The sequence below is a fragment of the Bifidobacterium catenulatum PV20-2 genome, from assembly GCF_000800455.1.
GTDB lineage: Bacteria > Actinomycetota > Actinomycetes > Actinomycetales > Bifidobacteriaceae > Bifidobacterium > Bifidobacterium kashiwanohense_A.
On sequence record NZ_CP007456.1, the window covers coordinates 164,347 to 177,439 of the forward strand.

General features: G+C 55.5%; 10 protein-coding genes and 1 tRNA gene. 4 read left to right on the plus strand and 7 right to left on the minus strand.

The window, feature by feature from the left end; genetic code table 11:
- Window positions 1–46: 46 nt before the first annotated feature.
- From AH68_RS00610 to AH68_RS00620, 3 genes are read right to left on the minus strand one after another with little or no spacing between them, the layout of a single operon-like run.
- Window positions 47–700: a TetR/AcrR family transcriptional regulator gene (locus AH68_RS00610; RefSeq protein ID WP_039196675.1), complete on the minus strand. Its 654-nt coding sequence runs from the start codon at window positions 698–700 to the stop codon at window positions 47–49.
- Window positions 697–2,889 carry a YhgE/Pip domain-containing protein gene (locus tag AH68_RS00615; protein ID WP_039196677.1) on the minus strand — a complete coding sequence of 731 codons (2,193 nt, stop codon included), beginning with the start codon at window positions 2,887–2,889 and terminating at the stop codon, window positions 697–699. The genes AH68_RS00610 and AH68_RS00615 overlap by 4 nt, the downstream gene beginning before the upstream one ends.
- Complete coding sequence (locus AH68_RS00620) at window positions 2,886–5,633, minus strand: YhgE/Pip domain-containing protein (RefSeq protein ID WP_039196678.1); 2,748 nt, start codon at window positions 5,631–5,633, stop codon at window positions 2,886–2,888. Before AH68_RS00620 ends, AH68_RS00615 begins: the two co-directional genes overlap by 4 nt.
- Window positions 5,634–6,022: 389 nt before the next feature.
- Between AH68_RS00620 and AH68_RS00625 the strand changes: the two genes are divergently transcribed.
- Complete coding sequence (locus tag AH68_RS00625; RefSeq protein ID WP_039199624.1) at window positions 6,023–7,306, plus strand: putative ABC transporter permease; 1,284 nt, start codon at window positions 6,023–6,025, stop codon at window positions 7,304–7,306.
- A gap of 144 nt (window positions 7,307–7,450) precedes the next feature.
- On the opposite strand, the gene AH68_RS00630 is transcribed toward AH68_RS00625, so the two are convergent.
- Together AH68_RS00630 and AH68_RS00635 are read right to left on the minus strand one after the other, a co-directional pair.
- A complete protein-coding gene (locus AH68_RS00630) occupies window positions 7,451–7,687 on the minus strand; it encodes a glutaredoxin family protein (protein ID WP_003833732.1) in 237 nt (78 codons plus the stop codon).
- 432 nt (window positions 7,688–8,119) lie between these two features.
- Window positions 8,120–8,192 (minus strand) — tRNA-Lys (locus AH68_RS00635).
- 158 nt (window positions 8,193–8,350) lie between these two features.
- On the opposite strand from AH68_RS00635, the gene AH68_RS00640 reads away from it, so the two are divergent.
- Window positions 8,351–10,006, plus strand: a complete 1,656-nt coding sequence (locus tag AH68_RS00640; RefSeq protein ID WP_039196686.1) for a C69 family dipeptidase — start codon at window positions 8,351–8,353, stop codon at window positions 10,004–10,006.
- Window positions 10,007–10,221: 215 nt separating this feature from the next.
- Here the strand turns inward: AH68_RS00640 and AH68_RS00645 are convergent, their stop codons facing one another.
- The gene (locus AH68_RS00645; protein WP_039196687.1) at window positions 10,222–11,253 is read right to left on the minus strand and encodes a glycosyltransferase family 2 protein; all 1,032 of its coding nucleotides are present in this window, start codon (window positions 11,251–11,253) and stop codon (window positions 10,222–10,224) included.
- 302 nt (window positions 11,254–11,555) lie between these two features.
- Window positions 11,556–12,365 (minus strand): TetR/AcrR family transcriptional regulator, encoded by an 810-nt coding sequence (locus AH68_RS00650; RefSeq protein WP_236682425.1) that lies wholly within the window; start codon window positions 12,363–12,365, stop codon window positions 11,556–11,558.
- Between the two features lie 157 nt (window positions 12,366–12,522).
- On the opposite strand from AH68_RS00650, the gene AH68_RS00655 reads away from it, so the two are divergent.
- Complete coding sequence (locus AH68_RS00655; protein WP_012576670.1) at window positions 12,523–12,816, plus strand: DUF2089 family protein; 294 nt, start codon at window positions 12,523–12,525, stop codon at window positions 12,814–12,816.
- On the plus strand, window positions 12,813–12,983 hold the full coding sequence (locus AH68_RS10855; protein WP_144245675.1) for a hypothetical protein: 171 nt from the start codon (window positions 12,813–12,815) through the stop codon (window positions 12,981–12,983). The genes AH68_RS00655 and AH68_RS10855 overlap by 4 nt, the downstream gene beginning before the upstream one ends.
- The last annotated feature ends 110 nt before the right edge of the window (window positions 12,984–13,093 follow it).

The window sequence follows — 13,093 nt, forward strand, 5'->3', positions numbered from 1 at the left end:
TATTAGTTTCAGATACTACTAGTGCAACTCTGCTCTGCAATGCCTTTCAGACGGCCATAACGGGCCACAGAACAGCCGTCATGTTCTCAGGCCAAGGAATACTTGCGTCGCCATGCAACGCCTTACAGGCGAGCATGGAGCCGAGTATCGTGCTGAATAGGAATTGCGGATCCAATCCATTATGGAACACTCCGGCTTTCATACCGCGTTCAACAAACTCAGAAAAACGCTTTTCCGCAGGAACAAGCACTTGATCGGCAATCGCATGCAACGAAGTGTTATCAGACGAAAGCACCACACCAACGGCCTTCAAACCAAAATCGCTGTCGAAAAAACAACCTTGAATGCGTTGCAATATCGTCAGCAAACCGTTTTTCGACAACTCGACATCGCTGAAATCCGGTAATCCCGCAACTTCCAGCTGCACGCGGCGCAACAGATCATCAGCATTCTTATAGCGGCGATAAATCGTGGTTTTCGCAACGCCGGAACGACGAGCGACCTCTTCGATGGTCACCGCGCCGACGCCATCGGAAATCACAATCGCAAGCGTGGCCTTCATAATCTTATGGTCGGTCCGCTCACGAAGCTGCTCGCGGCGGCTTTGCGCCTTGCAAACAGCCTCATGCACGTCACTGACCGCGTCGGAAACCACATCGGAAACAGCTTCGGAAACCGCCTCATGCACTCCGGTAATCATGAGATCACCTTGGTGCTTTCCACCTTCGCCACATACCACTTGTTGAACTTGACCAGAGGAATACGCAGCACCAGGCCAATCAGCAGCAGCGGAATCAGGAACAGCAGCAGCGAGCCGAGCGCATGCCAGTAATCGTTGTTGTAAATACCGGCAATTGCCGCACGCAATGCCACAATCGAATGCGTGGCCGGCAGGAACGGGCTGATATCGCTGATAATCTTCGGCAGCACGGCAAGCGGATACGCGCCATTCGAACCGGAAATCTGCGCCACCAGCACCAGCACGCCAATAGCCTTGCCCACATTGCCGAAACTCGCCACCATCGTGTACGTGAAGAACGAGAACACCAAGGAGCTCGTCCAGCCAGCCAGCATGAACAGCCACGGATGCACCGCCTGCACATGCAGAAACAGGAGATTGCCGCCCAGCGAGAACGTGCTCTGCAGCAGCGCGATCACACCAAACACGCCATAATGGCCGAGGAACAGCTGATGCGGCTTCGGATTGTCAAGACCCTCACGGTTCTTGCGTGAAACACCGGGTTTCAGCGTTACAGCCATAAGCAGCGAACCTACGAACAGCGGAAGAATCGTGTAGAACGGCGCCAACTGCGAGCCGAAATTCTTAACAGGGAACACAGCCGTGCGCTTCACCTGGACGGGCGCCGCAAGAGCCGCCGCCAGCGAATCCGTGTTGTTGCCGAGCACTTCCTTAACGGTGCCCATATCGCCGCTGTTCAGCGCGTCGGAAAGTGTGCCATTGAACGAAGACAGCGCGGTGCTCGCCTTGGTGAGGCTTTCGGCGGTGGAATCAAGCACCGTGCGAATATTGGTCAGCTGCTTGTCTGCCGATTTCGTGGTGCTGTTGAGATCTCCCAACGCGCCCTTCAGATCGGCGGCCGTGCTGCTCAATGCGGTGGCCGTGCTGCTGATTGAATCGGAAATATCGTTGAGCTGCGGCTTGAGCTGGCTGTCGAAATCGGTTTTGATGCCGTCGATGGAGGCCTTCGCCTGCTGGGCAAGCTGGCTCACGCGCTCACGGTCGGCTGTGGTGTCGCTCACCTTCGCGTCGATATTGTCGGCGCTGGTGTTGAGTGAGTTCGCTAAATCGTTGAGTTGCGTAATGGTCGCGCCCACGTTGGTTTTGAGATGATTGATGGCGATTTTCGCGACTTCCGGCACCAGATTGTTGTTGCTGAGCTCGTCGAGGGCATCGTAGATGTTCTGATAGCTTTGCGCCTGCTTGGATACGTTCGCAGCCTGATTGCGCAGGGCGGTGGCCGTATTGCCGGCTTGGGTGCCCGCATTGTTGAATACGCTGTCAATATCGGTGGAGACCGCGCCGAAGCTGTTCGACGAGCTGCTCAATGCGGTGCTCAACGCATTCGTGCTGGTTTTGACGGCTCCGGTCAGATCGTCGATGCCGTTCTTCGACTGTTTGAGCTCGTTGACGGCGTTCTTCGCGCTGCCACTCACGTTGGAGAGCAGGCTGTTGGAACTGTCGAGCAGGTTCTGCGCGCTCAACGTCAGCGAGCTGAACGTGGTCAACGCGGACGACGTGTCTGTAAGCGTGTTCGCGAAATTGCCCATGTTGTTGCTGAAGTTGGTGAGCGTGGTCTGCGATTCCGGTTTGTCAAGCTCGTCGGCCAGCTGCGAGGCGATGTTGAGCGCGGTGCTCGTCAACGTTTTGGAGAACATTTCGTTGATCTGCGCTGCCACGGTGTCGGCTCCTTGGCCGGTGATCTTCGGGGCGAGTGCGTTCTTCTTCTCGTTGTTGTAGTAGGTGAGCGTGGCATGGTCGCCGTCCGCGGTGAAGAACGTCATCATGCGGGTGCTGAAATCTTTCGGAATCACCACTGCCGCATAGTATTTGCCGGATTTGGTGCCGTCGATGGCCTCTTTTTTGGTGGTGAAGGTCCAGTCCAGCTGGTCGTTGGCGCGCAAGGTGTTGACGACTTGCTCGCCGATGCTGATCTTCACTGGAATGAGGTCGGACTTGTAGCCTTCATCGTCGTTGGCGACGGCGAATTTCAGATTGCCGGTGTTGGCAAACGGATCCCAGCTTGCGCTGATGTTGAACCAAGAGAACAGACCTGGAATCACCACCAGTCCGGTAACGATGATGATGGAGACGATGTTGCTGGTCAGGCGTCGAACGTCGCCGACGAACAGTTTCCAGATGTTTTTCATGCGTTGCTCCTTTCGCTGTTACCGTTGGAATTGGTGTTGTTTGCTGTGCCGGTGTTGCCGGTCGCGTTCATGGCCTGTACCAGTGTTGCGATGCCGTCGGCATCGGCTTGGCTGGTGCTTGCGACGTTGGCGATCGCCTGTTTGGTTTCGTGTTTTCTTCGTTGTGCCTTGCGCATCAGCTCATCTCGCCTGATTCGTTGCGCGCGCTTCTTGCGGCGCAGCCTTGCAGCTTGGCGTTCCACCAGTTGTTCGCGAATCGCTTCGTCGCTGAGGCTGCCGAGTTCCACCTGGCGTTGCAGGCTGAAACGCATATATTCGATGACCATCAGGAATCCGATGATGAGCAGCACCCAGATGATCCAGGTGGCAAGCACCACGCTCTTCTCGCCGTTGGTGAAGGAGAAAATCAGCACCAGAATCACCGGCACAATGAAACCGGCGATGAGCGCGCCACGCTTGAACTTCGGATACAGTTCGGCGAAACGGCTTGCGCGTTCCTCGATCGCCTCACGGTAGCCGCCCTTGTCGGCAAGCACCTGAATGGCTTGGGATACGTTGTATCCGCGTTCCGGAAGCTGTACTTCCTCGCCGATGATCATGTCGCTTTCCTTGATCTGACGGGCGAACAGGCGGTTGAGATTAACCAGCAGCGGTCGAATCGCAAGTCCAATGAAGAACGCGGCCACGGCGAACAGCAGCAGCGTGCCAATCGACTTGAGCCAATGCCCATCGTAGAAGCCGGCAATCGTCTCGCGGAACGCGTCAATCGAATAACTGAATGGCACGAACGGGTAGACCATACGGAAGAATTTCGGCATCATCTCAATCGGATACAGGCCGGAAGCGCCCGGAATCTGCACGATAATCAACGCGACGCACAATCCCTTGCCGATATGCATGAACGTGGTCGATAGCGCGAATGTGATGCTCAGATACACCAGCGATGTGATGATGCCGGTAAGCGCGAACAACGGTGCGTTCACGGTCTGCACGCCAAGTAGCAGGTCGCCGATGGTGGTGATCGTGCCTTGAGCCGCGCCCATGATGCCGAGCAGCATGTAGCGGGCGAAATACTTTTCGGAAGCGGTCAGGTCGAGGTCTTCGAGGCCTTCATCGTCGACTTCCACCTTGAAGATCACCACGAAGGCGAACGCGCCCACCCACAGGGCCAGATTGGTCATGAGCGGAGCCATGCCGGAACCGTAGGAGTTTATCGGGTACACGTTCTTCGTGTCGATCACGGTGGGGGACTGCATGAACGAGGCGATTTTCTCTGTGTCGAGGGAGCTGTCGCCGGTCAGGTTTTTCAGCATGTCGACGCTGCCGAGTGCCTTCAGGTCGGTGCTGACGGTGATGAGCTTGTTCTCCACCTGTTCAAGCTGCTTGTCGGTGTTCTGCAGGGTGGTGCGGGTGTCGTTCGCTACCTGGTAGAGCTGGTCGAGCACGGCGGAGGTTTGGGTGACGATGGTGTTTTGGCTGGTCACGGTGCCAGACAGCGTGCCTGCGGTCATGGCGAGCGAGCTCAGGCCTGAGTTGAGCTGGGGGAGTGCGCCGGAATTCAACGTGTTGCGGGCATCTTCCATGCTTTTCAGTGAATTTTGCGTGCTGGTGTTGAAGTCGGTGGCGAGCTTGGCGACGCTGTCGGACGTGGATTGCGTGTTTTCGCTCAACGTTTTGAGGTCGTTGAGCGTGCCGGCGGCCGTGTTGTTGGTGTCTTCGAGCTTCTTGATGATGTCCTGATACTGCGTGTTGTCGCTGACGCCTTTGAGCTTCTCGATGAGCTGGGCGTTGCTGTCGGTCACGCTTTGCATGTTGCTGACGGCCTGCTGCGCGGTGCCGCTTGCGGACGAGACGGCCGTGGTTACCTTGTTGATGCTGGTGGTGGTGTCGCTGGTGGCCTGCGAAATCAGACCGGAACCGTTTTCCAAAGCGGTGTTGGCGTTGGCAGTGAAGGTATTGAGTCCGTTTTGCGCGGTGCCGATCGCGGTGGAGGTGTTCGCCAGGCCCTTGCCCGCGCTTGCTGCGGCCAGCTGCACGTCGTTCATTGCCTGACGGGCGGATTGCGTTTGTTGCGGCACGTTGGCGAGCTGTGCGTCAAGATCTTCGATGGTGGAGCGGATAAGGCTTACGTTCTTCTGGGTTTTGTCGAGTTCTGCTGTGGTTTCGTTGACGAAGGAGTTGGTTTTGCCGTTGATGGTGCCATTAGCGGAGTTCACGGCTTTAGTGAGTACTTCGCTGACGGTGGAGACAAAGGTGTTGTTGACGGTACGGTCAACGGTGGTCGCGCCTTGATCGGTGATTTTCGGGGAGATCGGGCTCGATTTTTCGTTGACATAGTATTCCAGCGTCGGCCGGTTCTTGCTTTCGGTCACGACGTTGGCGAGATCCTCGCTGAAATTGGAGGGGATGATGATCGCCGCATAGCAGTCGCCGGACTGTACCGCTTCCATCGCTTCGGCCTTGCCCATGAATTCCCAGCCAAGCTGGTCGTTGTCTTTCAGCGTGTCTTCAATCTGGTCGCCGAGGTTCATTTTGCCGAGCAGAGCGTTGTCGGTGCCTGTGTCGACGTTGGCCACGGCAACTTTGATGCCTTGGGTATTGCCATACGGATTCCAGAATCCGTAGATGTTGAACCATGCGTACAGCGGCGGAATGATGGTTATACCGATCATGATGACCCAGGCGGCAGGTACGGTGACGAGTCGTTTGAGGTCACGACGCAGAATCTGCAGTACGTTGCGCATTGTCTCCCCAGTCCAATGGATGTTCGACCGTGTTCGCGCATAGCGATACGTTATCCGTAGCGCTACGCCTCCCGTATCGTAATACCCGCTCTCGGACAAATTTGGGCACAGGCGTAAATACGATCCGCCCATGGCTGAAATAAACACGACAAACTGCGGCGGGACTGTGAATCTTGCTGTTGGCGACCGCACAACTTGCCTTCTGTGTCTGCGAAAGTCGAGTCTGCTGTCTGCACATCTTGTGATTGCGAGATGACATGTGACTTGTGCAGACAGAAATCGCAGGTTGTGCGGGTTGCGCACAAACAATCCTCTCGTGTAGCGCACTGCGATTGGATTTTGGTAGCGTTGTGCAGGGAAGGACGAATAGTATGGGCAAAACCGATAGTATGGGCAAAACCGAAGAAGTGAGCGCGGCCATTGCCGACGAAACCGAAATCGCAGCGATTGAAGAGGGCGGCATCATTGCGCAATCGCATGCGCAATCGCAATCGGCGGAAGATAACGGCAATCCTGCCGACCGCAGACTGCCGCTGATTGCACGTATTTACGGCATCATCATGTTGATCGAAGGCGTGGTGACGTTGCCGATCATCGTGATTTCCTGCCTGTATGCAGTCCATGCCGCGCTTTCCGGCAAACTGGCGTTTGGCGCGCTGAATCTCACCACTATTCTGTCGGTTATTCATGCTGTGGTGCTGCTGGTCTCCACCGCATGCCTTGCGATTTTCGGCGTGCTGCTGATTCTCAACAAGCGTCGGCATATCGCGCAATGGACGTATCTGATGATTCCGCTCACGCTTGCGGAAGGCCTATTGTCGTTGTCGTTGCAGGGTTTGGGTGTGAATCTGATCAGTCCGACCGTGCAGCTGCTTGTATTGGTTGCGTTGCATATCACGGCTGATCCGTCGCTGCGCGAGGAGCGACGTTTGCAGTTCGCGCTTCGTCGTTTGGATGCGCGCAGCGAGTATGAGACGGCTGTTTCGAAGGGTATGGCCGGCCGTGATCTGACTGGCAAAGGCTACATTTCGTTGGATTTCTTCAACTTGTTCTGGCTGTTTGTGGTCGGTTGCGTGTTTGGTCTGGTAGTGGAGACGCTGTACCACTATGTGCTGTTCGGCGAATGGCAGGATCGCGCCGGTTTTTTGTGGGGGCCGTTCTCACCTATCTACGGTTTCGGCGCGGTGATCCTGACGGTGTTGCTCAACCACTTGTGGCGGTCGAATTGGATGCTGATTTTCTGCGCGAGTGCGGTGATTGGCGGCGCGTTTGAATATTTCACCAGCTGGTTCATGGAGGTTGCGTTCGGTATTCGCGCGTGGGATTACACGGGTCAATGGCTGTCAATTGATGGGCGCACATCCGGCAAATACATGTTTTTCTGGGGAGTACTCGGCTTGGTGTGGGTGAAGCTGATTCTGCCGCATTTGCTTGCGATGATTCAGCGTATTCCGTGGAAGATTCGCTATACGTTGACGGCGGTGTGTTTCGCGCTGATTTTCGTTGACGGCGTGATGACGTTGATGGCTCTGGATTCCTGGTATTCGCGTATGGCGGGTATTGCGCAGAATTCGCCTGTTTCGCAATTCTTCGCCACGTATTTCGACGACGGCTTCATGGCCAATCGGTTCCAGACCATGACGCTCGATCCGTCTACTGCCAGCCGTATGTAGTGGATGACTGTTTTATGGCCTAGACGGCGAAGCTTTGTGGAAGAACGCGGATGGTGACGTCCGCTGTTGGTCGCGCCCTGCGTGACTGCATGTGACCTGTGCCCGCACTGCCTTCGCGGACTCGGTGCACTGACTTCTACTTGCTTATGCGGCGAAGCTTTGTGCGAGCTGGCGGATCAAATCCGGCCTATGTCCACTCCACGAGGAATTCGGTGAGATGACGACCGGAATCTGCTTGAAACCGGCGTTTTTGATCTGTTCGAAGGTGGACGGGTTTTTCGTCAGGTCGACGGTGTCGTAACGCACGCCCAGCTTTGCAAGCTCTTGTTCGGTGGCTTCGCATTGCGGGTTGCTCGGATTGGTGAAGACGGTCACGGTCATTCGATTTCCTCCCTATGCAAATGGCTTCCGTCGTTTGCGAAAGCCGTGTCGGCCACGTTCTTCGGTTATGCTCGCTTACGCAAGCCACTATCTAGCATACACACTACCGGTAGTGGTGTGTCGTGAGTTTCCTCACTGTATATAGTGGGGAATTCCCCAGAATTCCCGAAAATACGAACGTTTGTTCGAATATGTCTAGTGTACCCCAAACCACGGAATTCGCGCCCGCGCGTATGTCGAAACTGTTTCTAATGCTGTTTGATGGGCGCAAGATGCGTTTCGGGAGGTCGTGAAATGACATCGAGTCTGCGATGTCTGTAGCGGTGAATGTACTGGGTAAATGCTGGGTTGCGGCCTTTGACCTATTAGACCGCAAAAACAAGAAAGCCTCGGAGACTGTTGAAAACATTGGCTTCCGAGGCTTTTCGCATGTGCCCCCCGTGGGATTCGAACCCACAACCCACGACTTAAAAGGACGCTGCTCTAACCGTTGAGCTAGAGGGGCAACAGAGAGACAGTATACAGCATATTTACGCAAAACGCCACACGAATCAGCTGTAAGTAACAAAAAACGTGGATTATCACCAAGTCATCGCCGAATCATCATCGAATTCTCGCGAATCGCAATATCATTTCTGCATATCTGCTCGTACAGTGGAACGCATGTCATGTACCACGATTCTTGTAGGAAAGAAAGCCAGCTACGACGGATCCACCATCATCGCACGCGACGATGATTCCGGTTCCGGCCGTTACGACCCTAAGAAATTCATTGCGGTCGCACCGCAAGACCAACCTAGGCATTACCGCAGTGTGCTCAGTCATGTCGAAATCGACCTTCCCGACAATCCATGCCGATATAGCATTGTGCCGAACGTGCTGCCGAATCGCGGAATTCTCGCGGAAGCGGGCGTCAACGAGCGCAATGTGGCGATGAGCGCCACCGAAACCATCGCGGTCAACGAGCGCGTGCTAGCCGCTGATCCGCTCGTCAAACTGCAACCGGCGACTGAAGCCACTGACACCCCCGAAGTCCCGGGCGGAATCGGAGAAGAAGACATCATCACCCTCGTGCTGCCTTACGTAACCACGGCACGCGAAGGCGTCGCACGTCTCGCCGAACTGCTTGAAACATACGGCACCTACGAATCGAACGGCATCATCATTTCCGACGTAAACGAAATCTGGTATGTCGAAACGATCGGCGGGCACCATTGGATCGCCCGCCGCGTGCCGGACGACTGCTATGCGACCATCCCCAACCAGCTCGGCATCGACGATTTCGACTTCGACGACGCCTTCAGCACCCAACGCGAGTTCATGTGCAGTGCCGATCTGCGCGAATTCATGGACGCGCACCACCTTGACCGCACTATGAGCGCGACTGCGAGTAGCGGCTTCGGATTCCAGCCGACTAGCGCTTTCGGAGACGCCAGCATGAACGGCGGCGGCAATAGCAGTAGCGGCGCGGCGCTGGGTCACAACCATTTCAATCCGCGCACGGCTTTCGGCACCGCCACCACCAAAGACCGCATCTACAACACGCCGCGTGCCTGGTACATGCAGCGCTACCTCAATCCAAGCGAGGATTGGGATTCGCCGGCCGCCCGCTACACGCCCGCGTCCGACGATATTCCGTGGTGTCGTGTGCCTGAGAACGCTGTGACGCTCGAAGACGTCGACTTCCTGATGAGCGCGCACTTCGAAGGGACCCCTTACGATCCGTACGGTACGCTCGGAACGTCGGAAAGCCGCCATCGCTACCGTCCGATCGGCATCAACCGCACCGGGCATATGGTGGCCATACAGATCCGCCCGTACGCGCCGGAAACCAGCCGCTCGATCATGTGGATTTCGTACGGTTCCGGCCCCTTCACCGCGGCCACGCCGTTCTATGCGAACGTCAACGATACGCCCGCCTACCTGCGCGACACCACGCCGGAAGTATCAACCAGCAACCTGTACTGGGCGAACCGTTTGATCGCCGCGCTCGCCGACGCGCATTTCTACGAAACCAACAATGCGATCGAAGAATTTGCGGAATCGGCCCGCGCTTACGGCCATCGTCTGGTGGAACGTACTGATGCCGAATTGCGTGAGATGTCCGCGCAAACGAGCGCGTCCGAATCGCAAGAGAGTGCAGGGGTCGCGGAGATTACGGAAAACACAAGTATTGCAATCGTCGCCAGACTGCAGCAGTCCAACGAAGAAATGGCGGAATACTTGCGCACTCACGTTACGAAACTGCTCAACGACGTGCTCTACACGTCCAGTAATCTCATGCACAACAGTTTTGCCATGTCCGACCGCTGGAACTGAGCATAAAGTCCCGAAATCCGGCAAAACCCGTCCCAATGGGCCAGGTTTCCGCGCTCGGGGAGGTTCCGCATGAACGTAGGCTGTTGGAAGCGTCCGTGTTGCTTCCAACAGCCTCACGACTGCATCCTCACCCCCCGTACGTCAGTTCTGCCATATATAAGGCAGATAGTGCCATCCAGACCGTCGATTGACCATCAAATCGTCGGAAATCGCGATCAGTTGAACCCGACGACGTGTTCCGCTACGAAATATCCCTTGCGAATCACGAAACGACCGATCGACCCGCGCAAATTCAACGCACGAGACATGGCCTTCTTGCGCACATCCTTGTAAATAGTGGGGGAGTACGCCTTAATGTCGTCCCACATATCCTTTTTCTTCTCATAATTTTCCGGATCGCGAGACAAAATCATGAACACACTTGCCACGGAACTTTCAATCGCCAGGAAGTGGATCATATAACGGTACAGGCCGTCCGGCACCGTGTCGCGTTCCGGAGTTGCACGCACCATGCACTGGTTGACGAGGCGCAGCTGGTCGACACGGCGGATCATCACATCAGTCTGCACGCTTTGCCCGTCGCGCCCGATGAAATAGTGGTAGAACGGCGTATCCAAATACTGCATGGTCTTCACCCACGGGAACGGCTGGTACGCGTAAATGAAGTCCACGTAGAACGTGTGCTCCGGCAGCTGCATACCGGACTCTCGCACCACGGCGGTGCGGTACGTCAGCGCGTGCATGAGAATGTATTCAGCCAAGCCGAAATGCCCAAGATCGTTCCAAGTCAGGCGCTCGCCGGCCTTCATGGCATGGCGGAAGTTCACCACATGCTTGTTGCGTTTGCCAACCTTGTCATACACATAATTGGTGACGAGCATGTCGATCGGCTCGGTGGAATCGGCCTCTTCGCGCAGCACGGCCATGACCTGTTCGAGTGATTCGGGACCAACCCAATCGTCGGCGTCCACAACCTTCACATACATGCCGCGTGCCGCCGCGATGCCGGTGTTGACGGCCCCGCCGTGCCCCTTGTTCTCCTGGTGGATGGCGCGTACGATGCCTGGATAGCGGGCCTCGAATTTCTGCGCCATTTCCAGCGTGCCGTCGGACGATCCATCGTCCACGATCAGCACTTCGATGTCGTTGTTGCGCTTCGCTGCGATTAACGACATGACGCATCGTTCCAAATATTCGGTCATGTTGTACGCGGGCACCACGAAGGTGAGCGTCTTCTTCTCCTGCATAGTCTTCCTTGGTCGGCCGAGGTGACCTGCCGCGCGCGGCGCGTGGTCACTGCGTAACGAAACTAACGTAGCACCTTGTTCGCTTCAGGGAAACGGTTTGTACGCAATAGGCACCCTGAATAGCGCAATCTGCACCTGAAATTTCCCTTAAGGGTACCGTTGTTGACGATTCGTCAGTTTTCGTCGATGTTTATTGGCTGTTGCGCTGTTTGCGATTCCCTGTTGCGGGCACTGTTTGATTCCTGTGTCTGGCGCCTGTTGGCGTGGGTTGCAATGCTTGCTATGACTGGGTGCGGCTGGTTTTACGACTGCTGTTCGGCTTGCGTGCCTTGGCTTCCGGCTGTGCCTTGTTCGGTGTTCTGTTCAGCGTTCTGCTCGGCTGGGCTTTCTGTATTGTTTTGTGATTGTGCTTCTTTTGCGGCCTTGCGCTCGCGTTTCGCGATTTCCTTGATTTCGCGCCTTTCCTGCTTTTCCGCCTCTTTTGCGGCTTTGTCGCTTTCGAAACGCAGTTCCGGCTTGGCTTCCATGCGGCTCAAGCCATGCCAGGCCAGATTCACGATGTGCGCGGCAATCTGCTCTTTGCTGAGTTTGCGCTGGTCCGCCCAATACTGGCAGGTATATACGGTCATGCCGATGAGCATCTGCGCATAGTATGGCACGCCCTTGGCCGGCAGATGCTGGCGTTTGAACGCTTCGGCGAGAATGTCTTCCACGCGCAGGGCGATGTCTCCCAAAAGCGAATTGAACGAGCTGGCCGGATCGGTTTTCGGCGAATCACGGGTGAGCACGCGGAATCCTTCAGCATTCTCCTCAACATAGGTGAGCAGTGCCAGCGCCGTGCGTTCCACGATTTGGCGGGGGTGCGCTTGTGGGTCGGATAGCGCGTTGATGAGCGTGTCGGTAAGGGCGCGCATTTCGCGGTCCACCACCACAGCGTACAGGCCCTCTTTGCCTCCGAAATGCTCGTACACAATGGGTTTCGACACTTTTGCGGTGGCGGCGATCTCTTCCACGCTCACTGCTTCGAAGCCCTTCGACGCAAACAGCGAACGACCGATTTCGATGAGTTGCTCGCGCCGCTGATACGACGTCATTCTGGATGTATTGGCCATGCCGTCCAGTTTTTCACGCCCCGTGGATAGCTCCTTGACCGTCCGACCCCCACGTATCGTCCGATTCTGCGGAATCGGACACGTGTGTCATATTGACAATGCTTCATTGCGGCTTTAATATATTTAATAAATAATAAATTTTATTAAAGGGGGTGATGTGGACCGTCTACCAGAATGGTTGGCCAACCTTGCGGAGGAGGATTTGGCCTTCATCAAGAACTTCGTGCTATCGTCAGGATCTCTGAAGCAAATGTCCCAGCTGTATCAAGTCTCCTACCCGACCATGAGGATCCGGCTTGACAGGCTTATCGAAAAAATACGGTTGAACGACAACGAGACGGAGGATCCATTCATCCTCTTGGTGAAGAGTCTCGCCATTGACGATAGATACGACGTCGACACGGCTCGAATACTCATAGACGAGTACAGAAAGAGAAAGGATGAATCATGAGCTGGACATGGATCGCATTATTGATTGAGATCCTAGGTGTAATCGCCGTATTCGTTCTGGTCTTCCTCATCGCGAGGAGCCTGATTCGCTACGCAAATTCCCTAAAGAAAGGAGGTCCTTCAAAGCAGGCAGCAGAAGACAAAAAAATCACTCTTCATGATTTATAAAAACGTTACCAGATATATCGAAGTCAAAATCGCATTATCGATGCCTTGCATGGTAGAGCACCTTATTCTTCTGGCGAATCGGACATTCGTGGTGCGTCCGCGGGGCGGAG

Excerpts from the sequence above, each read along its gene's own strand:
- AH68_RS00645 (WP_039196687.1), bottom strand. The coding sequence starts at position 11,253 with ATGCAGGAGAAGAAGACGCTCACCTTCGTGGTGCCCGCGTACAACATG.
- AH68_RS10855 (WP_144245675.1), top strand. The coding sequence starts at position 12,813 with ATGAGCTGGACATGGATCGCATTATTGATTGAGATCCTAGGTGTAATC.
- AH68_RS00640 (WP_039196686.1), top strand. The coding sequence starts at position 8,351 with ATGTCATGTACCACGATTCTTGTAGGAAAGAAAGCCAGCTACGACGGA.
- AH68_RS00650 (WP_236682425.1), bottom strand. The coding sequence starts at position 12,365 with ATGGCCAATACATCCAGAATGACGTCGTATCAGCGGCGCGAGCAACTC.
- AH68_RS00625 (WP_039199624.1), top strand. The coding sequence starts at position 6,023 with ATGGGCAAAACCGAAGAAGTGAGCGCGGCCATTGCCGACGAAACCGAA.
- AH68_RS00610 (WP_039196675.1), bottom strand. The coding sequence starts at position 700 with ATGATTACCGGAGTGCATGAGGCGGTTTCCGAAGCTGTTTCCGATGTG.
- AH68_RS00630 (WP_003833732.1), bottom strand. The coding sequence starts at position 7,687 with ATGACCGTGACCGTCTTCACCAATCCGAGCAACCCGCAATGCGAAGCC.
- AH68_RS00620 (WP_039196678.1), bottom strand. The coding sequence starts at position 5,633 with ATGCGCAACGTACTGCAGATTCTGCGTCGTGACCTCAAACGACTCGTC.
- AH68_RS00615 (WP_039196677.1), bottom strand. The coding sequence starts at position 2,889 with ATGAAAAACATCTGGAAACTGTTCGTCGGCGACGTTCGACGCCTGACC.